The sequence below is a fragment of the Peredibacter sp. HCB2-198 genome, assembly GCF_045999315.1.
In the GTDB taxonomy this organism is placed as follows: Bacteria; Bdellovibrionota; Bacteriovoracia; order Bacteriovoracales; family Bacteriovoracaceae; genus Peredibacter.
Genome location: NZ_CP174607.1, coordinates 1,083,947 through 1,109,986 on the forward strand (window position 1 = coordinate 1,083,947; position 26,040 = coordinate 1,109,986).

Genomic DNA, 26,040 nt, shown 5'->3' on the forward strand with positions numbered 1-26,040 from the left:
CCTTAAAGATTGTGGTAAATTTACCCTTGGGCCATGTACCTTTAACTTACCTAAATTCAGTGTCTTAGGGGTGTATAAACCTTAGACATTGGTATAAAAACTTCAAATTCGTGCATTCATTCCGAATGCATTTATCTTCCTCGGTAGAATACAACTTATGAATTTAACCAAGCTGTTAGTACTTATCGTGCTCTCAACTTTACTCGCTTCCTGCGGGCAATCTAATTCGAATGGGAAGAAGACCATTAGTCTTAGTAGCGAAGAAATGAATCAAATGATGATGGAGCAGACCTTTGAGTGTGCTTCAGAAAACGGTGCTGCTTGTCCAGATGGCATTGCTCGTGTGTTTATTGTGAACGAAAAGAATCCTGCCGAGTCTTCTGTTTGTACAGGTTTTCTAAATGGCAACAATCGTCTGGTAACGAATAATCATTGTCTCTCGACTCAGGATCAATGTGGGACGACCTACATTGCAGTTTATCGAAATGGTGGACACGAGGTCGCTCGTTGTAGATCCATCCTTAAAACCGAAGTCGATGGGAAAACACTTAATCAAAAAGCCATTGATTATACAATTCTTGAGCTTGATCACACTATTCAGAAGATCAAATCTTTCCCTATTTCCAAGTTCTCTCCATATCCAGGCGAGAAGCTTACGACATGGGTGATTGACCATCTTAATTCTCGCCAATCAAGAATTACGGAACTGGGCTGTAATTTAAGTCGTAAGGCGAAATCTTTTGAACTCCAGAATTGTCCCATCATTCAAGGAAACTCCGGTTCTCCTGTTTTAAATGAATACGGTGAACTTGTGGCCTTGATTTGGGGATCTACCGCCGACGAAACTGTTAATGAGATGACCTCTCTCGTTGATCGCCGAAGTCTCAATGAATACGGCTTTGCCACAGACCTAAAACATTTTCGTCCTTATCTCATCAAATGAACTCCATCATTGCCGATGATTTAAAAGTCATCGTCTCTAAAGCAGTAAAGCTCCTTGGGCTTGCTATTAAAGACATTTATGGTGAGACCCTCTTTCAGAAAATCGAAGATCTTCGTCTTAGGATGAAGGCCGTTCGAGGAAAAGAAGGCGCGATTGTGGAAGAGGCACTGAAATTGGTTTACGCTGAATTAAGTAAGTCACCCAATGAAGAGCTTCATCAAGTATCGAAGGCCTTTTCGCTTATGCTCGAGTTGATTAATTCCTGTGAGGCCGCCTATCGTTCCTATCGCTTAGAAAGTTTTGACGTATCTAGTGAGGGTAAAAAACCTCACTCCCTTATTTTCGTTTTCACAAGTCATCCTACCGAGGCGAGAAGTCATAATTTCTTAAGGCTTATGGATAAAGTAGAGAATCTTCTTATCCAAAGCTTAAATAGCAGCTTTGAAGAAGTTCAGGAACAACTTCGTTATTTATTTCGAATCGCTTTAAGATTGAATCTCGCCAATAACAGAAGACCGCAAGTGAAAGACGAGGCAGAGCAAATCTATCATGTGGTTTTAGACCCTAAAATTTTATCAGAACAAATTTATCTTAAACGGAAAGGCATTAATGTCCTTTTTCGGACCTGGGTGGGAGGAGATAAAGACGGTCATCCAAAAGTTGGACCGGTCACCATGCAGCAGAGTTTAAACCTCTCTCGACAAAAAATTTTGAATTGTATCAGGCATCGCCTGGATAGTTATCGAGAAGAGGCCCTATGGGCAGACGAATCTCTCTATTCAGACTTTGTGGCCCTCAACGAAGAACTACGCAAACTAAACACTGTCGGTCCAGCAGACGGAAAAAAGATCGTCGCTTTTAAAAAACGCTTTGAGGCGTTCTTAGACAAGACTGATAAGAAGAAATTAAAGGCGCCCGTATTAGAGGACATTAAAGAAATTCTTTGGATTTATCCTGCCCTGGTTTTACCTTTAGAAATTAGAGAGGATCAGGGGCTTATTCATGAGGCCCTAAAAAAACCGAAGCTCCCTATTGCACAAATGTTGTCATTGCTTAAAAGAATCTCTAATGGCTTTGAGGCCAAATGGTATGTTCGTGGGTTTGTGATCAGTATGTGTCAGACCCCAGAAGATCTTATGGCCGCGGTCAAGCTCACTAAAAAAATGACGGGCTCTTATCTAATTCCTTCCGTTCCTTTGTTTGAGAATGAGAAAGGGCTTACTCACGCCATTTATATTTTAAAAGAAAGTTTTAAACAAGAATCCTTGGCCTCACATCATCTGAAAGAATGGGGAGGTCGTTACGAAGTCATGCTTGGTTATTCTGATTCAAGTAAAGAAAATGGCGTCTTACCCGGTAGGGTCCTGGTGGAAAAGGCCCTGCTCTTATTAGAAGAGTTTTTGATCAAGCACAAGCTCACGCCGGTCTTCTTTCATGGTTCAGGGGGAAGTGTGAGCCGCGGTGGCGGATCAATCAAAGAACAAATAGCGTGGTGGCCACAGACCGCTCTTAATATCTACAAGGTCACTGTTCAAGGTGAAACGGTTCAGCGTCACTTTCATCAACCCTTGATTATGCGTTCACAGGTCGGGAAAATTGTAGAAGAGTACGCCAATTACCATCCTCGTCCAGTTATCACGTGCAATACGTTACCGAAGTTCACGGAGGAGATTCAAAATGCTTACCGTGAGTTGGTTAATAATTCTGATTTTCAAAATTTAGTTTCTCGGGCCACTCCTTATGACTTCTTGAATCTTTTAAAAATTGGTTCTCGTCCAACGAAGCGAACAGGAAAAGGGCAATTCACAATTAGGGCCATTCCGTGGATTCTGTGTTGGACACAAACGCGCCTTCTTCTGCCTATTTGGTGGGGCATCGGACGCTCTTGGAAATCACTGACTGAAGCAGAGAAAAAAGATCTGAAAGATTATTACGCCCACTCCCCTCTTATGCAGACCTATGTGAAAAATCTTGGATTTACCTTTGCTAAAATTGAGCTGGGTGTTTGGAACTTTCATGTAGAGCATTCTTCATTAACTCAAGAAGAAAAGGGCCATTGGAGAAAGGTCATTGAAGACGAGTTAAATCTTAGTATGACTTTCTTCTACGAAATTTCGGGAGAAAAAAACTTTACCTGGTTCCGCCCTCAGCTTGGCGAAAGCATCTATTTTAGATCCAGTATGATTCATCCTTTGAACGTTATTCAAAAAATCTCACTTGAGAGAAAAGACAATGTTCTCTTGCGGGAGACCGTCACTGGAATAGCCAGTGGAATGCTCACCACCGGTTAGTGGCGAGCATTTTTCTCACTTCGATCAAAACTTCCAGGTTTAAAGGAACCCGGTTGAGGGGTGGATGAATCTTTGATTTCATCTTCGAAGATTTCCTCTGAGTCATAGGTCTTTTTGGCGTCAAGTCTTTCACGATTAGGATTGGCCCCGGAATAATTTGAATGATGTCTTGGGTCTTCTATCTCTTCATGACTGGCCTGATAAGTCTTGTTTTCAAATTCACTGCGTTCAATGGAACGGGTGTTAAATTCTTCAACATCATCTTCAAGTTGTGATTGGGCCGATGTTCTATCTTCAACAGGACTTCTCTGATAGGAAGTGCGATCAGGATCAAAGTTTTTATCGGAAGGATTATCAAACGAATCCATGAGCTGTTGGAGCTTGTCTCTTATTTCTGAGCGAGTTTCACCATAACGTTCTTCAACCAGACCACTAACTTTGTAAATGTTACCTTTTAATTGCTCAAGTTCATCATCTGAAATTCTTCCCCAGAGATTCCTGATACCGCCCTTAATTTCTTTCCACTTTCCCTTAAACTGTTCTTCAGTCAACATTGTACCCTCCTTGGTTACCCATACACTGCAAAGCATATTTGGTGCCAATTTCAGTGGCATCGAGCTTGCTATTCTAAAATGATGACACATAACAAATAAGGAGTATGTATGAGCCGCAAGACCAGTGGTAAACAAAGAAAAAGTCATACGGATAAAGTTCTCAAGACTATAAATAAGAATGCACAAACGGCTTCTCCAGTTACTAAAAGCAAGGTTTCTACGAACATAGATCCTTCTCTAAAAGATCAGTACAACTTAATCAGAAAAGATCTTTTAAAGCTTCGTGAAGACCTGGCGAAAGGCTATGACATGACCAAGACCCTAGTTGAGAAGAAAAGTCTTTGGAAACAACTTCTGAATGCGAAATAGTGGATCTTTGCTTGGAGCGGAAGTCATATTCCGCTCTACTTTTGTGTCATTCAGTCACATACATTACAAACTTTCAGTGGAAGTTTGCCCCTCAATAAACGAACTATTCTCTCTAACTTAGTAAAATTTTATCACGTCTCTCTTGGCATGAATCCTGCGATACTCCGAATGCGGGCCGTCTCTCACAATACAAGGAGATAGTTATGTTAAGAGCAGCAATTGCATTTTTCGTCCTGGGGCTGGTCGCCATTCTCCTGGGTGCTAATAACATTGGCGGACTATCTGTTGATATCGGAAAAACTCTTCTATTCATTTTCTTAATTCTTGCCGTCATTAGCTTTATTGCCAGCTTAGTCATAGGCAAAAAGATCGTTAAATGAATCAGCAGAGAGGTTTTCAAATGGATGTTAAAAACCACTTTTTTCTGACGTTTGTGGCCTTGTTTTTTCTTGGTGTAATCGTTGCGAAGCCAGGTGAAACTTTTCAACCGGCCAAAGAAGAAAGAGACTGTCGGTTGGTAAAAGGCAAAATGGCCTGTGTGTATCACTACCATGAAGACAGAATTACTAACACCATTGGTGAAGTTCGTTATCAATATAAATAGAAAGGGAGTTTCTCCCTTTCTATTCTAAAAATCTAAATTTCAAATCTTCCAGGTTGAGTTCGTTCAGAAGTGATTCCAAACGGCGTCGCGGATGTTCTTTTGGAAGGTCTTTAAACTGTGCAACGATAAGCTCGTTTTTCATTGAGTGTTCCCATCCAATGAGCTCAGTCACTGTCACTTGGTAACCATGTGACTCAAGTTCCAAACAACGAAGGACGTTGGTGATCTGACTACCGAATTCACGAGTGTGAATAGGATGTCTCCAGATTTCTGTAAGAACGCTTTTACCAAGGTTTTTGCCCTTGTTCTTTCTAAGGACAGAGGCAACTTCGGCCTGACAACACGGAACCAATACAACAAAGCGAGCTTTTTTCTCGAGAGCAAATTTAATGGCATCATCAGTCGCTGTATCACAAGCATGAAGTGCCGTAACAATGTCCACTTGCTGAGGAAGTTTTTGCGAAGTAATAGACTCTTCTACAGAAAGATTAAGAAACTTCATTCTTTCGAAATGGAGTCTCTTAGAAAGGTCTTCTGATTTTTTTACCAGCTCTTCACGAGTTTCAATACCGTAGATTTCACCGCGTTTAAGGGCCTTAAAAAAAAGATCATAGATAATAAAACCTAAGTAAGATTTCCCGGCGCCGTGATCTACGAGTGAGAATTGTTTTTCCGGATCTTTCACCACTTCATTTAATAAAGGTTCAATGAAATTATAAAGGTGATAGACCTGTTTCAATTTTCGTCTGGAATCCTGATTGAGTTTTCCGTCACGAGTGAGGATATGAAGTTCTTTTAGCAGTTCGATAGACTGCCCTGGTCTGATTTCTGGGATGTTTGTCATGAGCGGCAGTATAGCATGAATGAGAGAATACCACCTTGGTAAAACCAAGGTGATATATCGGCAATTAGGTTGTTCATTTTGGACGCTAACAAATGTATGCAGGATGTGTGTTTTTGATGCCGATTCTCATGAAACTTTCGTTGGCCCATTCGGACCGAGACGTTGTTAGCCCTAGTGACCTAAGCACTTTAAGTGCCATAAAAACAGAATGAAAATTCAATTACTTATTTATTAACCAATAATGTTGCGGGGTTTTTTGTCACATAAGGTCGGGGTGTTATTCCCAAAAAGACTTAAGAAAGTGAGAAAAGAGGCTTAAAATTGGCCATAACCGAGGGAGTAGTTATGGAAGTACCTGAAGCTATGCAAACTCGATACGTAGAGAGAAGAAAGCACGATCTTGAAGTCTGTCGAGAGAGTCTTGCCCTACAAAATTTCTCCGAACTCCAAAAAGTTGGTCATCAATTAAAAGGTAACGGCGTTACTTTCGGATTCAGTGATGTTTCTGCCATTGGAAAAAGAATGGAGGCCGCTGCTGTGGAGGAAAACGTTCAGGAAATGGAAAAGGCCTTGAAGGACCTTTCCCATTGGGTCAATCGACATCTTAATTAAGGTTCATTTCTTTTAATTTACGGTAAAGAGTTTTGCGATCAATGCCCAGATCTTTGGCGGTCTGCTCTTTTGCTCCGTCGTTCTTCTCGAAGATAAATTGGATGTACTTTTTAGAAAGTTCGTCCAGTGTCACTGGTTTTTCATGCTCAAAGTTAACGCCGATTTTATTTTCCTGAGGAGTTTCCCCTCCCATGATCGGATAGGTCTCTTCAGTCGGAAGATCTTCTGCCTGAATGAATTCAGAAGTGGTGAGGACCACTGCACGCTCAATGGCGTTTTCTAATTCACGCACGTTACCTTTCCACTCATGACTCTCTAATTTTTGAATGGCATCTTTATTGAAGCCCTTCACGTTCACATTATTCATGACTGCGAACTTTTTAAGGAAGTATTCGCTGAGAGGAAGAATATCGTCTTTTCTCTCTCTGAGTGGTGGCATGTAAATGGGAATGACATTCAAGCGGAAGAACAAGTCTTCTCTGAATCTGCCCTCTGCCACTTCTTTACGAAGGTCTTTGTGAGTCGCACAGATAATTCTGGCCGTGATGTCACGGTATTGGTTTTCACCGATTCGTTTTACTTTTCTCTCTTGAAGCACACGCAGAAGTTTTGCCTGAAGAGGAAGAGTTAAATCTCCAATCTCATCCAGGAACAATGTACCTTTGTTTGCTTCTTCAAAAAGACCGACTTTTTTATCATGAGCACCCGTGAAGGCGCCTTTGGCATGACCAAAAAGTTCAGACTCAAGTAGATTTTCAGGAATGGCAGAACAGTTAATTGCAATGAAAGGTCCATCACGCTTATCACCAAGTTCATGAACCGCACGAGCAATAACTTCTTTACCTGAACCTGATTCACCGGAAATAAGAACGTTGGCCTGGCTGCTTGAAACACGCTTGGCGAGTTCCAGGGCCTTCTTAAAACCTTGTGATTTCCCAATCACACCTTTAAGACCCAAGAGGTCTTCTTGAAAAAGACTTTTTAGGTTGGTGTTCTCTTGTTGAACTTCATTTAAGAAGAGAGCGCGCTGAACAGAAATAAGGAGCTGTGGGATATGAAGAGGTTTTAATACGAAATCATAGGCACCCGCTTCAATCGCTTCCACGGCCGTCTCAACACTGCCCTCAGAAGTCATAAGGATAATTGGGAGCGAAGAGTTTGAGCGTCTGATTCTACGAATAAAATCCATGCCTGACATAACAGGCAGTTTTAAATCCGAAATCACAACATCTGGTTCAACTCGTTTATTTTCAATTTCGATCAGGGCCTCTTCAGCATTACCGAAAGCAAAGACCTTATAACCACGTTGCTTAAAAAAACTTGATAGAAGGTCCAAGAGGTCCAAATCGTCGTCGATTAAAGTGATGGTGGCGCTGTTTTTAAGTTTCACGGGGCTAAAATCCTTTGACGGGAATTTTTGCCTAATATAGTGGCATAAATACCCAGTGGCAAGACCTTGTATGTCTATAAGTCCTCAATAATACATTGAAAAAACGTGGCATCTTGACTGCACCCTCCTATTTGGACCTTTGGGTCTAAACAGAAAGCAAGGATTTTTTATGTTAAGAGCAGCAATAGCATTCTTCGTTTTGGGACTTTTGGCCTTTATTTTAGGGGCGTATAATATAGCTGGGGTTTCAATAGAAGTAGGAAAGATCCTGTTAGTGGTTTTTCTGGTCTTCGCTCTCATTAGCTTTCTCGGTGGACTTACTACCGGCAGAACGAAGGATAGATTGCCTTGAATTTAGCAGATTCAGTCAAATATGTTCTTAAGCGGAAGAAGCACAATATCTTCACGGAGTTTTGGAGAGATGATTTCAAAGGTCTTTTGAAGCAATCTCATAGCGATGTGACTCATCTTTTTAAAAACGGTGTGGGCCAGTTTAAGAGCGCTAAAGAGTCTGGTTTTAAATTTACAATAAAAGACATTTTAGAGTCAGGAATGGATGTTCTGACTATTTTTAAAGTCACTCCCCGTCGAGTGAAAGATGGTTATCTTCAGTTCAAAGATGATTTTGTGCATGAGCTGGATAAGCAGCCTGATCAAAAACAAAAAACGATTTTCATCCTAAAAGTTCTGGGTGCCCTGACAAGTTTCGCCGTGGGAACTTTCTATAGCATGAAGAAAGGTAAATCAGATTTCAAAATTCCAGGATTGAAGGCGAAGAACGCATTCACGCAGTTCCTTCTTACGGAGATTGTTTTCAAGCTTTCCCAAGTATTCATTGTTCGTTTTTTGAATGAAGTTGAAAGACAAATGACCGATAACGACGAACTTTCTAATATCCGCTATTTTAAAGCACTAATCTCTGATCGAACTCAGATTATGGCCAAAGAAGGTGAAGTTGAACATCCACATGAGCCTGATGATCGTGCGATTGAGATTGTGGATGACCTTAAAAATTACATCATGACTGGTAAACGCCAGTATCACTAACTTACTCATGACAACCAATCGTCATTCGAGCTATGGTTTTGCCATGGACATAAATGAAACATTGGAAAATTTAAGAGGCACTTATTTGAATGCAATGCTTGATATCAAGGATTGTAATCCTGATCCGGTTTTGCAGTTTGATAAATGGCTGGAAGATGCCGTGAACGCTAAGTGTGACGAGCCTAATGCTTTCGTACTTTCTACGATTAAGGGTGATCGCCCTCGTGGCCGCGTGGTCCTTTTAAAAGGGATCCATGAGAACCAATTTATCTTTTACACAAACTATAATAGTGCCAAAGGTGAAGAGATCGCTCTTCATGATAAAGTTTCTCTGACTTTCTTATGGCTTCCTCTTCACCGTCAGGTGCGAATTGAAGGAGTGATTAAGAAAGTAGAACCAAAAGTATCTGACGAGTATTTTCATAAACGTCCTCGTGGAAGTCAGCTGGGTGCCATTGCTTCTCCTCAAAGCCATAAAGTTGCGAGTCGTGCAGAGCTTGAAAAGTTTTTTGCTGAAGTTGATAAGAAGTTTGCCAACACTGAAGTACTACCTCGTCCAGCTCATTGGGGGGGATATGGAATTGAAGCGGACTACTTTGAGTTTTGGCAGGGACGAAACAATAGAATGCATGATCGCATTTGTTACGAGCAGAAAAACGGCAATTGGGAACGCTATCGTTTAGCGCCTTGATGGTTGCGATAAATCCAGGCAAAGAACGTCGCCCAAATTGATCCAATCACGAATCCACCAATCACATCACCTGGGTAATGAACGCCCAGATAAATACGACTGTAACTTACCAGCACGGGAGCGATCCAGATAAAATGCTTCCACTTACTTTTGAAGTTAAGGGTCTTAAAAGAAAACATCACAAGTGCCAGAGAATTGGCAGCATGAGAAGAAACAAATCCGAATTTTCCTCCGCACTTTTGCCCGAAAGAATAGATCAGCGGTTTTAAATCAATCTCTCGACAAGGACGAAGACGAGTTACGATGTTTTTTAAAACATAGGAAGAAGTCACGTCACTGGCAATTAAGGTGAGAACGAGAAAGAAGGCGAAGTAGAGAGTCTCTTTTTTTCCAAAGTACTTATAACTGTACCAAAAAAAATATCCCAAGAAGGGAATCCAGATGGACTGTCCGGAAAGGACAGTCATAAGTCCATTAAGCCAATTGGCGTGAAAGGAATTCAAAAAAAGGAAAAACGAGCGGTCGAGAGCTTGAAGGCCTTCTATCACTGAAGAGTTCCCATCATCTTTTTGAAGCGCAGACGGAACACGTTGATGACAGCTTCAACGATGATTTTGCGACTCATTTTTGATTTACCAACTGTGCGCTCATAGAACGTAATTGGTACTTCTAAACAAGGAAGACCCTGCGACCAAACTTTATATTTAAGTTCAATCTGGAAGGCGTAACCAATTGAGAAGATTTTATCAAGATTAAGCGACTGAAGCGCCTTACGAGAATAACCGTTGAAACCACCAGTTGAATCACTAAATGGAATACCAGTGATAACTCGAGCATAGATTGAGGCAAAGTATGAAAGAAGAAGTCTCTGCATTGGCCAATTCATGATACGAATACCACCAATGTAACGAGAGCCGACTGCCAGATCGTATTGACCGAGTTTATTTGTGAATTCAGGAATCGCTTCTGGATCGTGAGAGAAATCACAGTCCATAGTGATTACTGCTTCGAAGTTTTGTTCCAGGGCCCAACGGAAGCCTCTGATATAGGCCGTGCCGAGACCAAGTTTTCCTGAGCGTTCAATTAAGTGAAGATTTGCTTTTTTCTGCTGGAAGTTTTTAATAAGTTTGGCCGTGCCATCCGGAGAGCCATCGTCGATAATAAGGACGTTAAGACTCGGATGAAGACGATCTAGCGTCTCTAACATTTTTTCGATGTTAGCAATTTCATTATAGGTTGGTATGATAACAACTGCTTTATCCAAACTGATCAAAACTGGGCCTTGGCTATAAATTTAAATAAAATATTTGTAGCACATTAAATCCCAAATGGCGACACATGACAAAATCTTTGCGTATTGGTTTATTGATTCTTTTTATCTTTCAAGTGCTCATCGCTTGTGGCTTCGAACTGGCCCATGATGAGGCCTATTACTGGTTGTATTCAAAGCACTTAGATTGGGGATACTTTGATCATCCGCCGTTCGTTGCTGTTGTGATTAAGCTTTTTTCTTTTTTGCCCCATGCTGAAGTTTCAGTACGATTGGGATTTATTGTTCTCCAGTTTTTAAGCCTTTACTTACTTCTAGGTCTTACTTCGAGCTCGGTAGTGGCCACTCTACTCTTTTTCAGTTTCCCGCTGGCCTCGTTTACGGGACTTCTTGCCCTCCCGGATATTCCTCTTCTATTCATGACCGCTTGTTACTGTGTGGGATTAAAGCGTTATCTTGCAAAAGACAATGCCACGAATACCGTACTTTTAGGTTTGATCATCGCTCTCTTGTTCTATGCAAAATATCATGGCGTCCTCTTAGTGTTCTTCACCATCATTGCCATCCCTACTTTGTTTAAGCGTAAAAGTTTCTATGCCGTGGCCCTGGTGGCATTAGTGACATTCATGCCTCATATGGTGTGGCAGTACTTGCATGATTTTTCGACTCTTCGTTATCACTTCTTAGAGAGACCGGCCGCTAAATTTAGCTTAGGAAGAAGTTTAGAGTTTGTGGGCCTTCAGATTGTTCTCGCTGGTGTATTGGCCGGACCTATTGTTTGGTGGATTGCGTTTAAAAATAAAACGACCAATCAATTTGATCGCGCCATGAAATTTATCTCCATTGGCACAGTGATTTTCTTTTTAATTTCTACTTTTACAAAACGAGTTGAGGCGAACTGGACAATCTTCCTGGCGGTTCCGCTGATCTATCTTGTGGCCTCTTCTGAGACCTGGAATCGCACCTGGCCCAAGCGCTTACTCTATGTTTCTTTTGCGATAGTGATGCTTGCACGTATCTTGTTCGTTCTTCCTGCCGACAAAGTTGCCATTAAACGTTTAAAGGAATTTAACGGATGGGAGAAATGGGCCCATGAAGTGAAGGCCCTTTGTGGAGAGACTCCTATCTTGGCGAACACTTATCAGATCGCCTCGAAGCTTTCTTACTACCTCAACACGGAGATCAATGCTCTCAACTATCACTCTCGTAAGAATCAATTCGATTACTGGCGCTTTGATAAAGCTATCCCGACCAAAAATGTCTGCTACATTACAGACGGTGCGGAATTCGCCGGCGAGGAAATTGTGACTCCAGAAGGGAAAAAATTTAACCTTTTAAATAATCTGAGCTTGAAAACACTTTGGGATTTAAAATATGGGGAGGAGAACCGATAATCCCCATATGTTGAGTAAGCTAAATCTACAAAATTCCTACGATAAGGTTAAGTTCCTTACGATCGTCCAATTTATTTTGGTCCTGATTGGATTTGTGGCGGAAGCATTAGTCACTCAAAGTGTGCTTAACTTCTCATTCATTTTTCAGTTCATTTTATTGTTAGTGGCCTATAATTTTTATTACAGCGCACTTTCAAATCTTTTTTACTCGTACTGGAACATGTCCCTCATCTTCGGAATTTATTATCTGGTTTCACTGACCAGAAACTTCCTGGTGATTGGACACCCCATGATTGGAATTCTTTTTTGTTTTAGTTTCGTTTTTCTGGCAATTGCCTGTTACATCGTTTCATCACCTCTCTACTACCCGCGTTTTCACTGGTGGGAATATGATTTTCGTTTCCGTGCAGATATTCGCTGTTGGGTTGAAGTTGATGGAAAACAATTTAGAGGTCGTCTTTCGGATTTAAGACGTGGTGCCGGGTGTTTAGAACTATTCAACCAGGTCTCAGTGGGACAGCCGATTCAAATCAGTGTCGATATCCTCAATCAGAACTTCACCTTATTTGCGGAAGTTCGTTCAAAGCGTGAACCGATTATCGGTCGCTCCATTATTTACGGAGTTAAGTTCGTGAATAATGATCTTGAGCAAAGACAGCGCCAAAAGTTTTTGACCAATTACTGGAACGAGAGTAAAAAAATCAAAATTCGTAATAAGTTTGCCGCTGTCCAGAAGTAGTCATGATGAAATTCACCTTAGCCGATCATTTATGGTACATGGGTCTTGCTCTTGAGCAGGCCGAACTCGCCTATAAAGCGCAGGAAGTTCCTGTGGGAGCGGTATTGGTTTCTCCAGAAGGTGATATTCTTTCTAAGCAGTTTAATCTCAAAGAGTCTCATTTTAATCCAACGGCCCACGCTGAAATTCTTGCCATTACGGAAGGCGCTAAGAAGCTTCAGAACTGGCGTCTTTCAGATTGCACGTTGTATGTGACTCTTGAGCCTTGTCCCATGTGTTTAACCGCCCTGGTTCAATCACGTGTGAGACAATGTGTGTTTGGTGCCTACGATGCAAAAGGTGGAGCTTTAAGTCTCGGTTATCATCTTCATCAAGATAAACGTCTGAATCATCAATTCGCCATTATGGGCGGAGTAAAGCATTTTGAATGTTCAAAGCTTCTTTCGCAATTTTTCAGAGAGCGCCGTTCCGGTTATCGTCCTAAGATCTAGTTGTCTGACTCTCTGCCCGCATGCTAAAACTTTGGCTCAACCGTATATGATTTGGAGATGTGTCCGAGTGGTTGAAGGAGCACGCTTGGAAAGCGTGTAACGGAGAAATCCGTTCGTGGGTTCGAATCCCACCATCTCCGCCATTAAAAATAAATTGGCCACCCTCGCGGTGGCCTTTTTATTTTTATCTGGTGAAGTTGGAATGTGATGAGAATTCTGTTCGACGACGAGGCCAGGATGCCGGGATCGCGCTCGACCCGAGGCGATCAACTCAGTTGCCCGAAGGGTCACGGAGCAGGATGCTTAGTGAATAATCCCGACACTTTTTCCTCACATTTCTTACCGTGTACATTTTTGTGTACACTCCAGATCAAACTGGAGCAACTTCAGAAAACCTTCTCTACTCACCTCTTTTTTCATTCTGGTAAGGTGCCTCAAACTCGATTGAGTGAGATATAGATAATAACCTATGTGATAGTTTCTGTTGTTGGGATGGTTTGAATCTTATCTCCAGTGATATTTCGAGACCAAACTCTAAAGGAGATAAGATGAAAAAGTTAATCGTAGCGGTCCTATGTTTAAGTTCAGTGGCAATGGCCTCTTCAGAACTTGAAACAATTCGTTCACAAATGTCAGACGCTTCTTTTGGCGAACATATTGTTCCAGCTGAATTGAAAGGTCACTACATCGGTACTTGTTTTTCTGGTTCATCTGAAAAAGCTGAAGCTCTATTCGTAGACGCTTTCGTTAATGCCAAAGGTATTACTTCAGATCTGGCAATCTCTACTGAGCATCTTTATGGCGGTTCTGAACTACCTTCTCGCTATGATTATCTTTTTACTGATGCAGTAAGTGGACGGGCGTTCATGTCAAAAGTGGTAAATGTGGGTCTTTCTGGCGTAGATAATAATCTTGGCAAGGTTTCTGAGGGAGCAGATTTTAAATACCTCTATTCTTCAGCAGTGGCGGATAAGACTTTAACGGTTTCTATTTCTAAATACAGATACTGTAATGATCGTGGACTTTGTAATCCTCCAACTCTTGATGCTTGTACTTATGGCTTAAGAGAAGGTGTAGAGACTTTCTCTGGGTGCGTACGTAAAGATGACACAACTGTATTCAAGAAAGTTTCAAATGGCGTTCTTATTTCACACAGAACGGCCGCAAGTGTTGGTGAACGCACTAATAACTTCTCGTTCTACCTTCCGGCAATTTCTACTTTTTGTAAGTGGGAAAAGCGCTAATTTTTCAGTGAAGTTCCTGGCCGGGTCTTTGATCCGGCCTTTTTTTTGGAAGATGGTGATGTTCGTCGAGAGGCAGTTCCACAATAAAGGTCGAACCTTTGCCAACCTCACTGTCGACTCTAATACTCCCTCCATGACTTTCTAGAATTTGTTTTACGATATAAAGACCAAGTCCCAATCCCTGAATCCCTTCACTCACGTTGGCCCTTTCATAACGATTAAAGATTTTATCTTTAAACTCAGGAGCTATGCCCTTGCCCTGGTCCTTAACAATAATTCTGGCATGGTGATCAGTACTTTCAAGAATCACTGTAATGGGTCTCTTCTCACCAAACTTAATGGCATTGGTAATAAGATTAGTCATGACTTGTTCAATTCTAGATTTGTCCCAATGGGCTTTAATTTTGTCCTTCATTTTAATTTCAAGTTTTGAATCAGTTGCTTCAATCTGAAGAGCAAGATTTTCGGCAATATTCGAGATGAGTTCATTTACAACCACTTCTTCTCGATGCAATTCAAAATGCCCGGTTTGAATACGAGTGATATCCAGGAGACGGTTAATGAGAGTGACTAACCGATCAGTATCATGCTCGAGTTTGCACATGGAAGTTTTGAATTGATTCAGGGCCGGATTTGTCTCCTTGTTCAATTGTCTCAGGATAAGTTGAACCTTCATCTTCAGTGCCGTGATGGGAGATTTTAATTCATGCGAGGCGATCGAGATAAATTCATCGCGGGCCAGAATCGCTTTTTCTGCCTCGGTCCGCGCCTTGTGTTCACTATGTAATAGCGCTCGTATTCTCTCTTCCGTCTCTTTTATATCCGTGATCTCAATGGAGATTCCTCCAAATGCGTAAATTTCTCCTCGTGAATTCATGACGGGGAACTTTGTGAGATGGAAGGTTCGTTGTCGGCCCTTTTGATTTTTGCCGTAAATAACATCGTAGCTGATCACTTTCCCTTTGTTGATGACGTCATCATCTCCTCTAAGCCAAGGCTCTATTGATTCCAAAGGAAAACAATCTGCTGTCGTCTTTCCGCGCAGGTCTACGTTCTGCATATTAAAAAACTCTTTGAAGACCTTGTTGACCAGAAGATATTTTTTGTCTCGGTCTTTGAGATAGACCCGGGCAGGAAGATTATCAATCACGGCCTGAAGTCGAGACTGAGTTTGCTCAATTTCTTCTTTGGCCTTTTGTCTTTCCAAGAGACGTCCTAATTGAATACCTATTTGTGACATAAGCTCCATCAACGCGGGGCTTGGATGAATATTGATTTTGGAGAAAAACTCCAATACTCCTGCTACTTCATCTTTCACTAAAACTGGAAATGCCATGCCGCTCTTAATCCCAACTTGAAGTCCCACTTCTGAGCGGACCAATCGTTTGTCATAAAAGATATCATTAGACCAGAATGGCTTCCCGCTTTTCACAACACGATTAATGATGCTGATATCATGGACCTGAATTTGCTCGCTCTTCTCTACAAACGGCCGATAGAGTTCTTCTTCCTCAAGACACCACAGATCTGATCTAGGAACTTTGTCTCGGTGACTTTTGTCGACCATATAGAAGTGGCCAACTTGCCATTTGGTGAGTTTACAAATTTCATAAAGACTTAATTTCATGGCCTCAAAAATGTTGTCTGATTTATTGGCCTCACTTGAAATGGTTTGTAACAAGCTTAAGTATGCAGTTCTTTCTTCCACTCGTTTCTTTAAATCAAGCCGAGATTTTTTAATTTGTTCATCTGATTCTTTACGGTTGTTAATATCGTGGATAGCAGAAATAAAATATTTGGGTGAGTTGTCCGGATTTCTAAAGAGTGACACAGTTAAAAAGGCCCATGTTATATCGCCATTTTTTTTGATGTATCTCTTTTCCATCGAATAAGTTGGAATCTCTCCAGATACTAATTTTTTGAGAAAGGTGAGGTCTTTTTCAACATCATCCGGATGGGTGAATTCGGTGAATTTCATTTGTTGAAGTTCTTGAAGCGAATATCCAAGAATATGACAAAAGGTCTCGTTGGCCGTCATGATTCTTCCATCAAGGTCCACCTGGGCCATCCCCATGGCAGTTTGATCGAAAATAATTTTAAACTTTTGTTCACTCTCTAGAAGTGCTTCTTCGGTCTCTTTTCTACGAGTTATATCTTGGATGGTAGTCAAAAAATAATTTGGATTACCCTGTTCATCGGTCAATAGAGAGGTGGTGAGGCGGGCCCAGAAGATAGAGCCGTCTTTTCTCACGTATCTTTTTTCAAACTCTGCTTGATGAGAGTTTTGCTTAAGCATTTTGTCTCTTTCCAGTAGGCTCTTATTAACATCATCGGGATAAGTGATGTCGGCAAAATTCATCGTTTTGAGTTCTTCGAGAGTGTAGCCAATCATCTCGGTAAAGCGCTCATTGACAGTGATAAAATCTCCCATTGGAGTGGTTTGGATGATACCTATTCCCACTTGATCAAAAATGGCCTTGAATGTTCTCTCACCCTCCTGCCTGACATTTTCTATGAGTTTTTTTTCAGTGATATCTTTTATTAAAATGACTATTCCACCTATCTTCTTTTCATCGGTGTACCATGGACAAATTTTCCAATTCATCCAAACTTTTTCTCCATTAATGAGAAGATGAAAGTCTTCTTCTTGCTCTAAGGTCTCTCCTTTCAATGCTCTCTGGTGATAGATTTTCCAGTTTTCCGGAATGGTGGGAAACACTTCATAATGACTTTTACCGATGATATTGTCTTTGAGGTTAAAAAGTTGATACCAAGAGAGATTGGCCTCGATATATTTCATCTCTTTATCAAAAACGGCCATGGCCGCAGGAGCGTGCTGAAAAACCGATTCTAAGTAGTTTTGCTTGCCTGGATTTTCCATTTTTCTCTCTGGCAGGAAGAGGGCCCGGTGATCAAACCACGGTAACTTTTTCTTCTCAAGTCACAGAGGGGCCAACGCAAGTTTTCAGTGCTTTAGAGCGCTTCGGATGATACATAAAATTTACAGACCATCGCCTATAGGATGAAATCTTATTTAGAATAAGGTCATAAACTTAGCCCAGGATTTCTATGAAACGCCTACTTAGCTTTCTACCGTTATTAGTCATTTCAGCGGTTGCTCATGCTGCTTATGAAGATCACTTCCCGGTTTATTTTGAGTACTGCTCTGGCACGCAATGGAAGCTGCAAAACGGCGAGAAGGGTGGAATTCCGGGCCACGGCTTCACTTATATTCACGGATTATGCAAAGACTATCGTTCATCATATCCACAAGTGATTCCTTGCTCAGAGGTATCTCCAGAGCTAAGAGAAAAATATCCTCATGATGGCGTTGGTGTATCGCTTGATAAAAACTTTTCTAACGTTATGTGGGTTGCCGTTCCTGGTCGAGACCTGACTTTTTACGGTGAATCTGAGCGCAAACCTATTACTCATGCAGACGTTCAAAAGGTCATTCAAAGGGTCATTGATTTAAAGGTATTTCAAGACGTGGTTCACAAAGGCGAAAAACCTCGCTCACTCCCTTTTAATTCACCGGAATACTTAGAAGCGGTCGCAGATGAGACCCTAGGAACTGAATACGCAGTGGCATGGGCCCGTGAACTTCATTGTGCCAGAATTCCTGCACCGGTTGAGTCTCTTCCTGCAGTTGCGAAATTTCTCAATGAGTCTAACAATCAATATAAAGAAGGCCCAGGTTATGAATGGTCAAAAGTGAGTGATAACTGTGCTCACCTTGCCATCAATTCTTCTCACGCCATGGGCATTAATGACTCGATTAAAACCAGTCAAGGTGGCATCAAGAAGTTCTTCAATATGGCCCTGCCAACAAATACATTTTTAATGTACGCTGATCTTTCAGCGTTAAAGAAAAAACCTAGTCTGCGTAAATTAGAGAAGGCCCTTAACAACAACGGTTTTACACCTGTTCAAGTTGGATCAATTATTGAAAATCATCCCGCTTTCCCAAGCGGAGAGAAATTTAATACGGATGACCTGAAAGTTTTAACAGCTCCACGTCCAAAATCACCATTGAAGTTTCTAGCGACACCAGAGAAGTATGAGAAGAAGTACATGACTCCACAGAACTCGGACCTTAAGGCCAATGCAGAGATGTGGCAGGCGCATTATCAGAAACTCATTGATAAACTCAGTATTGAGCAGAAAGGCTCAGTGCTTGAGCAATATCTGAATGAGCAGTTGGAATTGACTAAGGCGATTATCGTGGCGCCCTGAGCAAATTCTTTACATAACTCGCAAAGACGTTTAGTATCTCTCTCGGCAGTCTGACTTAGATGAGCATTTCGCCGTCAACCCCGCCAGGCCAGGAATGGAGCAACGGTAGCGGTTTGGAGTGTTGTGTTTGAGTTCAGGCTGCTGCTATACTCGCCTTCATGAAAATTATTCTTTTCATCATTTTATCCCTCATACTTTCTTGCTCAACAAAACGTGATTTCCCCGGAAAAGACGTTTGCTATTTACTCTATGATGTAAAAACTCAAAGATACGTCGAAGAACATAATAGGGGTCGATGTGAAATGCGTCTGCCAGCTTGTTCAACTTTCAAAGTTCCATTGGCCGTGATGGCCTTTGATTCAGGAGTTTTGAAAGATGAGAACCTTCCTGTTTTTAAATGGGACGGTCAGAAGAGAATGATCGAGGCATGGAACCAAGATCAAACTCCGACAACATGGATGCGTGAATCGGCAGTGTGGGTCTCTCAGGAGATCACACCAAAGTTGGGTATCAAGAAGATCGAGCAGTACCTGAAAGATTTTAAATACGGTAACCATGATATGTCCGGCGGACTTAAATATGCGTGGTTAACTCCTGCTCCATTCATTGCCGACTCTATGGGGAACACTTTAAAAGTTTCTGCCCATGAGCAAGTGAGCTTTCTAGAAAAGCTATGGCAAGGAGAGTTAAAAGCTTCAAGTCAGTCTCAGATTTTGACGCAAAAAATTATGGCACAGGACACTTCTCCTAGAGGATATACTCTAGTAGGAAAAACCGGTTCAGGTTTTGCGGATTCCCATCATGATTTACGTTTAGGTTGGTACATTGGGCATTTGGAAAAAGATGATCGTGAATACATCGTGGTCCTGAATTTTTCCGATAAACAAAAAGTACCTGCAGGAACGTATGCCGGACGTGAGGCCAAGGAAATGGCGATCAATTTATTAAGTGAAAGGAAGCTCTGGTAAACAGAGGATTTGAACATAAATTTTGTCGATTCTCACAACTTCTTACATCGCAAATTATCGCAATATTTTCTAGCAGCTGCGCCATGACTTCGCGTCGTTAGTCCCCTATTTTGCAGCTTCTCAAAACCCAAAATTTTTGGAGAGTTATGGCCTATCAAGTACTGGCCAGGAAGTGGCGTCCAAAGCAATTTGAAGAAGTTGTTGGACAAGGCCATGTGACCCGGACCTTACAAAATGCGATCAAGCAAAACAAGCTTGCGCATGCTTACCTTTTCACCGGAACCCGCGGTGTAGGCAAAACCTCGATCGCTCGTTTGTTTGCCAAGGCCATCCGTTGTGAAAATCGCAAACCAGATTTCAACCCATGCTTAGTCTGTGCTTCTTGTCGTGATATCGATGCGGGTAATTCAATGGATTACACGGAAATTGATGGAGCTTCAAATAACAGCGTAGATGATGTTCGCGCATTGATTGAAAACGTTCAGTATCTTCCGACTCGTGGAACTCATAAAATCTACGTGATTGATGAGGTACACATGCTTTCAACTTCAGCATTCAATGCTTTGTTGAAAACACTTGAAGAACCGCCCGCTCACGCGATTTTCATTCTTGCGACAACTGATCCTCAGAAGCTGCTGGGAACAGTGATCTCAAGAACTCAACGCTATGATTTTAAAAATGTTTCAGTGGAAACACTTGCTGCTCATGTAGAAGCAATTGCTAAAGCTGAAGGCATTACTTTTTCATCTCCAAAAATTGCCGTGAAGCTGGCCGAACTTGGTAAAGGTTCAGTTCGTGACACGCTTTCAATTTTTGATCAGGTTCTGGGTCTTTCAGGCACCAACAATGTGACTGAGGAATCTCTTTCACAAGCTTTGGGTCTGGCCGGAACGACTGCAATGAGAGATTTCCTTACTGGAATTCTGACTGGAAACGCAAAATCAACTTCGCAAATCTTTCGCAAACTCATCGAAGAGAACATTGATCTTAAAAAACTTTCTGATCAGGTGCTTGATGGGTTTTACCGCATCATCAATTCAATTGATGAGCAGAACGTTCTTTATAAAGAAGAAGTGATTGCTCAAGGTGCGTTGAACGACATCACTATTGCGGAACTTTTCTGGATCTACGAAACGCTGGTTAAAGATCTTAACTGGGCCTTAACAAGCATGAATCCAGAGAAAGTGGTATTAATTCAACTTCAAAAAGTTTGTCTTCGTCGTCAGATCCTGACTGGTGAAGGAATGAAACTTGGAGAAGTGACCCAGGGAGTACCGACTGCGGGAAAGCCTGAGGCCGGAGTTGTAATTGAGGAGAAGGTAGCTCAACCAGTAAAATTGGCCAAAACTTGGAACGATTTTCTGACTTATCTTCGCCAAACATCTCCGGCAACTGCAGCAAACCTTGAACACGGGAACTTACTCGAGGAAATCGACGCAAATGTTGAACCTCTGATGATTAAAGTGACTTTTCCGGAAGATGCCGCGGTATTTAAGGAATACGTAGAAGAAAAAGAAATCTACGCCAGATTGAAAAATCACTTGGCCGATTTCTTCGAAATGGATATTGAGAAGATCAATTTTAAAACTCAGATCATGACCCTGGAAGAAAAGAAGGACAAAAACTTCAAAACCAAGGTCGAGATTGATGAAGAAATTAGAAGCAACATCGTGGAAGAGCGTCGTCAGAAAATTTTAAACGACCCTTTCGTGAAAGAAGCTGAGAAACTATTTAACGCAAAAATCGATAAGATAATTTTAAAGGATTAGGAGTTACTTATGAATATGAACAATCTCATGAAACAAGCACAACAAATGCAAGCTAAACTCGCCATGCTTCAGAACGAACTGGCCGAGCGTGAAGTTGAAGCTTCTGCTGGCGGCATGGTGAAAGTTCGTGTGAACGGTAAGCAACAGGTTCTAAGCATCTCTATTAATAAAGAGTGTGTGGATCCAAATGATGTTGCTTCTCTTGAAGAGCTAGTACTGACAGCTGTTAACCAAGGTCTTAAGCAGTCTCAAGATATGGTTCAACAAGCGATGTCTAAAGTTACTGGTGGCATGAACATCCCGGGACTTTTCTAAGATGATTCAATTACCTGAAGTTATCAAGAACGCCGTCGATGCGCTCACTAAGCTCCCTGGAGTTGGTGAGAAGACCGCATTTCGTATGGTCATGAGCATGACCAACTGGAAGGCCACTGAGCTGAAGGTAGTGGGCGACTCTCTGACAAACCTGAAAGACCTAAAACTCTGTCAGGACTGCGGAATGTTCGCTGATGAAGATAAATGTTCAATTTGCGCAGATGAGGCCCGTGCTTTTTCCCGCACACTTTGTGTGGTGGAAAACGCGTCTGACCTTATGGCGATTGAAAAAAGCGGAAACTTCCGCGGCGTCTACCACATCCTGGGTGGAGTCTTAAATCCACTTCTTGGTGTTGGCCCAGATGAGCTTCGAATGGATGAATTGCGTGATCGCATCGTGCAAAAAGAAATCGAAGAAGTGATTCTGGCCATCAATCCTTCGGTTGAGGGGGACGCTACTTGTTCTTATTTTAAAACGCTTCTGCCTGAAACAATCAGAGTAGAGCGCATTGGTTTTGGTGTGCCGATCGGCGGTAGTCTGGAGTATCTGGATCCAATGACAATCACCAAAGCATTAGAAAACCGGAAGAGATTCTAATGAAGAACATGAATGTAACGGAAAAGATGAAAGTGATTCTCGAGCCAAAAAAGGCCGGGATCAAAGCTCGTTTGTTTGTCACACGTGAAGACGGAATCACTATATATGATTCGGTCCAAAATCAAACCACGACTTCGGTGTCGGCATTGGTGAGTGGTGTATGGCAGGCCTCCGAGGCACTGATGGACCTGGTTCATCCGAATCAAGATGTGATGGAATTCCGTCTGGGATTCGATACATCTTCTCAGGGAATTTACCTTTTTCCTTTCTCTCTTTTAGGTAAACGTTACTTTCTTGGTGCCATCTACCACGACTGTGTAAATCCGGGGCAATTAAAGCGCCAAATCGCTTTAATTAAAGAAGAGATGGTGCGCTTGTTTCAAGATGAAGCAGCAAGGCCAGTAATGGCGAAACCTAAAACGGCAGTTCGTGAAGGTTTTCTTTTCCAGGACATTTCAGATGAAGAGATTGATCGTCTCTTCTCGGCAGGAATTTAAGTATGTCATTCGTTAACTATCATACAAAAGAGATTAACTGTAAGATCGTTTATTACGGTCCGGGTCTTGGCGGGAAAACCACCAACATCCAATACATTTATCAAAAAACAAGCTCTCAAAATAAAGGGCAGATGATCACTCTCAATACTGAGAATGAAAGAACCCTTTTCTTCGATTTTCTTCCACTTGATCTAGGTGAAATCCGCGGCTTTAAAACGCGTTTCCATCTTTACACAGTTCCAGGACAAGTATTCTACGAGGCAAGCCGCAAGCTTATTCTTCGTGGTGTGGATGGGCTGGTGTTCGTGGCAGATTCGCAAGTTGAAAGAATGGAAGCGAACATTGAATCGTACCAAGGACTTGAAAGAAACCTTGCTGAACAAGGTTACGACATTTCTAAAGTTCCCATGGTCATGCAATGGAACAAACGCGATCTTCCAAACATTGTTCCAGTTGAAGATCTTCAATTTCAATTGAACAAAAGAAAGTTCCCGGCCTTTGAAGCGGTGGCAACAAACGGTCAGGGTGTGTTTGAAACATTAAAAATGGTCTCTAAATCAGTACTCCTTAATATTAAGGGTGGATTGGAATAGTTAATTTCTCGTAAGGAGTTTTGTCCCATGGCCGAAAAGATTAAAGCACTGACTAAGAAGCAACTTGAAACGCTTAAGAATCAGCTTCTTGAAGAAAAGAAAAGCTTAGTGTTCAACGACAAGAACGGTGCTACAGAACTAGACCTCTCTTTAACTAATGGCGGAGATGACGTTGAACAGTCGATCTCTGACTACAACAACTCTCATCAACTTCGCTTCAGAAATCGCGAAGTTTTTTATGCCAAGAAAATCGACAAGGCCCTTAAGAAGTTTGATACAGACGAATACGGCCTTTGTTCTGAATGTGGCTGTTGGATCAAGTTTGAGCGTCTTCTAGCTCGTCCAACTGCTGAAATGTGTATCGTTTGCAAAGAAGAATCTGAAAGAGATGAATCTAACAGCTTCATTGGCAGACAGTCTAAATCTCTGGGTAAAGTCGTAGACCTTACTGGGATGATGGCATAATCGGAGAAAATTATGGCCGATATTAAAGTTGCAATCATTGGCGGAAGTGGCATCTATAAACTGGATGCCATCAAAGTTAAGAACCAAGTTAAAGTAACAACTCCTTTTGGTGCTCCAAGTGCGGACATCATGGAGTGCGAAGTTGATGGACATTCGTTCTATTTTCTTCCTCGTCACGGACATGGTCACCATTTCACTCCAAGTGAAGTAAACTACCGCGCTAACATTTTTGCTCTTAAGAAACTCGGCGTGAACACAATCGTGAGTATCTCGGCGGTGGGTTCTCTTCAAGAAGAATACGCTCCAAGACACTTCGTGCTGGTTGATCAATTCATCGACTGGACCAAGGGTCTTCGTAAGCGCACGTTCTTTGATGAAGGAATCGTGGGCCACGTTTCAACTGCTAACCCGGTTGAGCTTTCTCTACAAAAGCGTCTTTATGATGCTTGTCAGAAAGCAGGTGTAACTTCTCACTTAGGTGGAACATACATTTGTATCGAAGGTCCTCAGTTCTCTACTCGTGCGGAATCAAAAATCTACCGCGGGTTCGGAGCTTCAGTAATCGGTATGACTAACGTACCAGAAGCATTTCTTGCAAAAGAAGCGGGCATGGCCTACGCAACGGTTGCGATGGTGACTGATTACGATTGTTGGAAAGAAGAGCATTGTACAGTTCAAGAAATCATGGATGTCATGAAGTCGAACTACATCTCGGCCCAGAAGTTCGTTAAAGAAGCGATTCCTGATCTCGTTAAAAACCCTGTGAAGTTTGTTCCTGAAAATGAGTACGCGGTCATGACCGATGCTTCTCTTCATAAACCTCATCACAAAGAAATTCTTGAGGTCGTTTTAAAAAAATGAGCGAATACCTCGCCCACTACTCAGTCATGTTAAAAGAATGCCTTGATGCTTTGGAACTTGGTTCTAAAGCATCGGGCTCACTTATTTTCGCCGATCTCACGTTTGGGGCCGGTGGACATACCTTCGCGCTGTCGGACCAGGTGAGTGGTTCTACGGTCTATTCAACCGACCAGGATCCGGACGCACTTAAAAACGGTGAAGAAAATATTCGCCGTAGGGGCAAAGAGGGGAAGGTCAACCTCCTTCCGATGAACTTTCAAGAGTTCCCAGAGTGGTGTGAAAAAAACCAAATGCACGGAAAATTCGCCGGAATTTTGATGGATCTTGGGGTGTCTTCTCACCAGTTTGATAAGATGGAGCGAGGCTTTAGTTTCCGCGCCGATGCTCCCCTTGATATGCGCATGAACTACGGCGATAACAACATTCCGACCGCCGCAGATTTACTTAATTCTCTCTCTGAAAAAGAGATTGCTGATATCATTTTCAACTACGGGGAAGAGCGCCTTTCACGTAAGATCGCGGCCCGAATTGTGGAGTTAAGACAGAAGGAAAAAATCGCGACCACTGGTCAGATTGAAGACATCTGTTTCCACGCTTATCCCCCGAAAGATCGTCATGGGAAAACACATCCGGCGACCAGAACTTTTCAGGCCCTGCGAATTGCGGTTAACGAAGAACTTACCGTCTTAGAAAATACCCTACCAAAATTGTTGCCGTTCTTGGCGGAAGGTGGAGTGCTTGCAGTGATCAGCTTCCATTCTTTGGAAGACAGAATTGTGAAACACACTTTCAAAGAAATAGTGGAGAAAGAAGATTTTCCTGCTACAATTTTGACTAAGAAGCCACTCACAGCCACGGAAGAAGAGCTGTCACAGAACTCACGCTCGCGAAGTGCAAAACTTCGCTTATTACAGCGGGAGTCTCAACTAGGGAGGGTTGATGGCACTAAGAAAAAAAGGCAGTTTCAAGTTTAACAACCGCTTGTTGGAGTTTCTCTTCAACCCTAAAGCGTTGCCTTTTACTCTTACCTTCACCACTCTAGCAGTCCTCTTCGTTGGTTTTCGTATGAAGGGCATCGAACAGGCCTACCAATTAAACACAATTGAACAAGACATTCACAAGGCCACAATCAGAAACAAGGAATTAAAAGCTCAGCGCGCGCGCGAGATGTCTGTTCCGAAACTTCGTGAGTTTGCGGTCAAGTATGATTTGAAAGAACCAGGTCCTGAACAGATTATTCTAATTCCTTAAGGCA

General features: G+C 42.0%; 30 protein-coding genes, 1 tRNA gene and 1 other RNA gene. 26 read left to right on the forward strand and 6 right to left on the reverse strand.

Annotated elements, in window-relative coordinates; genetic code table 11:
* Positions 1 to 157: 157 nt before the first annotated feature.
* Both ACJVC5_RS05575 and ACJVC5_RS05580 read left to right on the forward strand, forming a co-directional pair.
* Positions 158 to 943, forward strand: a complete 786-nt coding sequence (locus ACJVC5_RS05575) for a trypsin-like serine peptidase (RefSeq protein ID WP_408098380.1) — start codon at positions 158 to 160, stop codon at positions 941 to 943.
* Positions 940 to 3,234, forward strand: coding sequence for a phosphoenolpyruvate carboxylase (locus ACJVC5_RS05580; RefSeq protein WP_408098381.1), 2,295 nt, complete (start codon positions 940 to 942; stop codon positions 3,232 to 3,234). The genes ACJVC5_RS05575 and ACJVC5_RS05580 overlap by 4 nt, the downstream gene beginning before the upstream one ends.
* On the opposite strand, the gene ACJVC5_RS05585 is transcribed toward ACJVC5_RS05580, so the two are convergent.
* A complete protein-coding gene (locus ACJVC5_RS05585) occupies positions 3,231 to 3,788 on the reverse strand; it encodes a CsbD family protein (RefSeq protein WP_408098382.1) in 558 nt (185 codons plus the stop codon). The genes ACJVC5_RS05580 and ACJVC5_RS05585 overlap by 4 nt on opposite strands.
* A 108-nt stretch (positions 3,789 to 3,896) precedes the next feature.
* Between ACJVC5_RS05585 and ACJVC5_RS05590 the strand changes: the two genes are divergently transcribed.
* The 3 genes from ACJVC5_RS05590 (at position 3,897) to ACJVC5_RS05600 (ending at position 4,761) form a co-directional block, all read left to right on the forward strand.
* The gene (locus tag ACJVC5_RS05590) at positions 3,897 to 4,157 is read left to right on the forward strand and encodes a hypothetical protein (RefSeq protein WP_408098383.1); all 261 of its coding nucleotides are present in this window, start codon (positions 3,897 to 3,899) and stop codon (positions 4,155 to 4,157) included.
* Between the two features lie 203 nt (positions 4,158 to 4,360).
* On the forward strand, positions 4,361 to 4,537 hold the full coding sequence (locus tag ACJVC5_RS05595) for a DUF1328 domain-containing protein (RefSeq protein ID WP_408098384.1): 177 nt from the start codon (positions 4,361 to 4,363) through the stop codon (positions 4,535 to 4,537).
* The gene (locus ACJVC5_RS05600) at positions 4,534 to 4,761 is read left to right on the forward strand and encodes a hypothetical protein (protein WP_408098385.1); all 228 of its coding nucleotides are present in this window, start codon (positions 4,534 to 4,536) and stop codon (positions 4,759 to 4,761) included. The genes ACJVC5_RS05595 and ACJVC5_RS05600 overlap by 4 nt, the downstream gene beginning before the upstream one ends.
* A 19-nt stretch (positions 4,762 to 4,780) precedes the next feature.
* Here ACJVC5_RS05600 and ACJVC5_RS05605 read toward each other — a convergent pair whose 3' ends face one another.
* Positions 4,781 to 5,605 (reverse strand): class I SAM-dependent methyltransferase, encoded by an 825-nt coding sequence (locus ACJVC5_RS05605; protein WP_408098386.1) that lies wholly within the window; start codon positions 5,603 to 5,605, stop codon positions 4,781 to 4,783.
* A 345-nt stretch (positions 5,606 to 5,950) separates the two neighbouring features.
* Between ACJVC5_RS05605 and ACJVC5_RS05610 the strand changes: the two genes are divergently transcribed.
* Complete coding sequence (locus ACJVC5_RS05610) at positions 5,951 to 6,217, forward strand: Hpt domain-containing protein (RefSeq protein WP_408098387.1); 267 nt, start codon at positions 5,951 to 5,953, stop codon at positions 6,215 to 6,217.
* On the opposite strand, the gene ACJVC5_RS05615 is transcribed toward ACJVC5_RS05610, so the two are convergent.
* Positions 6,210 to 7,607: a sigma-54-dependent transcriptional regulator gene (locus tag ACJVC5_RS05615; protein WP_408098388.1), complete on the reverse strand. Its 1,398-nt coding sequence runs from the start codon at positions 7,605 to 7,607 to the stop codon at positions 6,210 to 6,212. The two genes, ACJVC5_RS05610 and ACJVC5_RS05615, sit on opposite strands and share 8 nt — an antisense overlap.
* Before the next feature lie 169 nt (positions 7,608 to 7,776).
* Between ACJVC5_RS05615 and ACJVC5_RS05620 the strand changes: the two genes are divergently transcribed.
* The 3 genes from ACJVC5_RS05620 to pdxH are packed head-to-tail and all read left to right on the forward strand — an operon-like array spanning position 7,777 to position 9,345.
* Positions 7,777 to 7,959 carry a DUF1328 domain-containing protein gene (locus ACJVC5_RS05620; protein ID WP_408098389.1) on the forward strand — a complete coding sequence of 61 codons (183 nt, stop codon included), beginning with the start codon at positions 7,777 to 7,779 and terminating at the stop codon, positions 7,957 to 7,959.
* Positions 7,956 to 8,654 (forward strand): hypothetical protein, encoded by a 699-nt coding sequence (locus tag ACJVC5_RS05625; RefSeq protein WP_408098390.1) that lies wholly within the window; start codon positions 7,956 to 7,958, stop codon positions 8,652 to 8,654. The genes ACJVC5_RS05620 and ACJVC5_RS05625 overlap by 4 nt, the downstream gene beginning before the upstream one ends.
* A 7-nt stretch (positions 8,655 to 8,661) precedes the next feature.
* On the forward strand, positions 8,662 to 9,345 hold the full coding sequence (gene pdxH / locus ACJVC5_RS05630; RefSeq protein ID WP_408098391.1) for a pyridoxamine 5'-phosphate oxidase: 684 nt from the start codon (positions 8,662 to 8,664) through the stop codon (positions 9,343 to 9,345).
* On the opposite strand, the gene ACJVC5_RS05635 is transcribed toward pdxH, so the two are convergent.
* Positions 9,327 to 9,812 carry a phosphatase PAP2 family protein gene (locus ACJVC5_RS05635; protein WP_408098392.1) on the reverse strand — a complete coding sequence of 162 codons (486 nt, stop codon included), beginning with the start codon at positions 9,810 to 9,812 and terminating at the stop codon, positions 9,327 to 9,329. The two genes, pdxH and ACJVC5_RS05635, sit on opposite strands and share 19 nt — an antisense overlap.
* Positions 9,813 to 9,889: 77 nt before the next feature.
* Entirely contained in the window at positions 9,890 to 10,618 is a 729-nt protein-coding gene (locus tag ACJVC5_RS05640) for a polyprenol monophosphomannose synthase (protein ID WP_408098393.1), read from the reverse strand.
* Positions 10,619 to 10,683: 65 nt separating this feature from the next.
* Between ACJVC5_RS05640 and ACJVC5_RS05645 the strand changes: the two genes are divergently transcribed.
* The 5 genes from ACJVC5_RS05645 (at position 10,684) to ACJVC5_RS05665 (ending at position 14,483) form a co-directional block, all read left to right on the forward strand.
* Complete coding sequence (locus tag ACJVC5_RS05645; RefSeq protein WP_408098394.1) at positions 10,684 to 12,009, forward strand: ArnT family glycosyltransferase; 1,326 nt, start codon at positions 10,684 to 10,686, stop codon at positions 12,007 to 12,009.
* Positions 12,010 to 12,016: 7 nt separating this feature from the next.
* Positions 12,017 to 12,748, forward strand: coding sequence for a PilZ domain-containing protein (locus ACJVC5_RS05650; RefSeq protein ID WP_408098395.1), 732 nt, complete (start codon positions 12,017 to 12,019; stop codon positions 12,746 to 12,748).
* Between the two features lie 2 nt (positions 12,749 to 12,750).
* Positions 12,751 to 13,239 carry a tRNA adenosine(34) deaminase TadA gene (gene tadA, locus ACJVC5_RS05655; protein WP_408098396.1) on the forward strand — a complete coding sequence of 163 codons (489 nt, stop codon included), beginning with the start codon at positions 12,751 to 12,753 and terminating at the stop codon, positions 13,237 to 13,239.
* Between the two features lie 53 nt (positions 13,240 to 13,292).
* A tRNA-Ser gene (locus ACJVC5_RS05660) sits at positions 13,293 to 13,382 on the forward strand.
* 405 nt (positions 13,383 to 13,787) lie between these two features.
* A complete protein-coding gene (locus ACJVC5_RS05665; RefSeq protein WP_408098397.1) occupies positions 13,788 to 14,483 on the forward strand; it encodes a hypothetical protein in 696 nt (231 codons plus the stop codon).
* Positions 14,484 to 14,487: 4 nt separating this feature from the next.
* Here the strand turns inward: ACJVC5_RS05665 and ACJVC5_RS05670 are convergent, their stop codons facing one another.
* On the reverse strand, positions 14,488 to 17,364 hold the full coding sequence (locus ACJVC5_RS05670) for a PAS domain S-box protein (RefSeq protein ID WP_408098398.1): 2,877 nt from the start codon (positions 17,362 to 17,364) through the stop codon (positions 14,488 to 14,490).
* Between the two features lie 188 nt (positions 17,365 to 17,552).
* Between ACJVC5_RS05670 and ACJVC5_RS05675 the strand changes: the two genes are divergently transcribed.
* The 12 genes from ACJVC5_RS05675 to ACJVC5_RS05730 all read left to right on the forward strand — a co-directional run bounded on the left by ACJVC5_RS05675 (position 17,553) and on the right by ACJVC5_RS05730 (position 26,036).
* Positions 17,553 to 18,719, forward strand: coding sequence for a hypothetical protein (locus ACJVC5_RS05675; protein ID WP_408098399.1), 1,167 nt, complete (start codon positions 17,553 to 17,555; stop codon positions 18,717 to 18,719).
* Positions 18,720 to 18,766: 47 nt separating this feature from the next.
* Positions 18,767 to 18,862, forward strand: an RNA gene (gene ffs, locus ACJVC5_RS05680) — signal recognition particle sRNA small type.
* Positions 18,863 to 18,877: 15 nt separating this feature from the next.
* Positions 18,878 to 19,687 carry a penicillin-binding transpeptidase domain-containing protein gene (locus ACJVC5_RS05685; RefSeq protein ID WP_408098400.1) on the forward strand — a complete coding sequence of 270 codons (810 nt, stop codon included), beginning with the start codon at positions 18,878 to 18,880 and terminating at the stop codon, positions 19,685 to 19,687.
* Between the two features lie 146 nt (positions 19,688 to 19,833).
* Complete coding sequence (dnaX, locus tag ACJVC5_RS05690) at positions 19,834 to 21,456, forward strand: DNA polymerase III subunit gamma/tau (protein WP_408098401.1); 1,623 nt, start codon at positions 19,834 to 19,836, stop codon at positions 21,454 to 21,456.
* 9 nt (positions 21,457 to 21,465) lie between these two features.
* On the forward strand, positions 21,466 to 21,771 hold the full coding sequence (locus ACJVC5_RS05695) for a YbaB/EbfC family nucleoid-associated protein (protein ID WP_321395973.1): 306 nt from the start codon (positions 21,466 to 21,468) through the stop codon (positions 21,769 to 21,771).
* A gap of 1 nt (position 21,772) precedes the next feature.
* Positions 21,773 to 22,369: a recombination mediator RecR gene (gene recR, locus ACJVC5_RS05700; RefSeq protein ID WP_408098403.1), complete on the forward strand. Its 597-nt coding sequence runs from the start codon at positions 21,773 to 21,775 to the stop codon at positions 22,367 to 22,369.
* Positions 22,369 to 22,866, forward strand: a complete 498-nt coding sequence (locus ACJVC5_RS05705) for a hypothetical protein (protein WP_408098404.1) — start codon at positions 22,369 to 22,371, stop codon at positions 22,864 to 22,866. Before recR ends, ACJVC5_RS05705 begins: the two co-directional genes overlap by 1 nt.
* Before the next feature lie 2 nt (positions 22,867 to 22,868).
* Positions 22,869 to 23,459 carry a GTP-binding protein gene (locus tag ACJVC5_RS05710; RefSeq protein ID WP_408098405.1) on the forward strand — a complete coding sequence of 197 codons (591 nt, stop codon included), beginning with the start codon at positions 22,869 to 22,871 and terminating at the stop codon, positions 23,457 to 23,459.
* 27 nt (positions 23,460 to 23,486) lie between these two features.
* Positions 23,487 to 23,924: a TraR/DksA family transcriptional regulator gene (locus tag ACJVC5_RS05715; protein ID WP_408098406.1), complete on the forward strand. Its 438-nt coding sequence runs from the start codon at positions 23,487 to 23,489 to the stop codon at positions 23,922 to 23,924.
* A gap of 12 nt (positions 23,925 to 23,936) precedes the next feature.
* Positions 23,937 to 24,785, forward strand: a complete 849-nt coding sequence (gene mtnP, locus ACJVC5_RS05720; protein WP_408098407.1) for an S-methyl-5'-thioadenosine phosphorylase — start codon at positions 23,937 to 23,939, stop codon at positions 24,783 to 24,785.
* The gene (gene rsmH, locus ACJVC5_RS05725) at positions 24,782 to 25,759 is read left to right on the forward strand and encodes a 16S rRNA (cytosine(1402)-N(4))-methyltransferase RsmH (protein ID WP_408098408.1); all 978 of its coding nucleotides are present in this window, start codon (positions 24,782 to 24,784) and stop codon (positions 25,757 to 25,759) included. The genes mtnP and rsmH overlap by 4 nt, the downstream gene beginning before the upstream one ends.
* Positions 25,725 to 26,036, forward strand: coding sequence for a hypothetical protein (locus ACJVC5_RS05730; RefSeq protein ID WP_408098409.1), 312 nt, complete (start codon positions 25,725 to 25,727; stop codon positions 26,034 to 26,036). Before rsmH ends, ACJVC5_RS05730 begins: the two co-directional genes overlap by 35 nt.
* Positions 26,037 to 26,040: the final 4 nt, after the last annotated feature.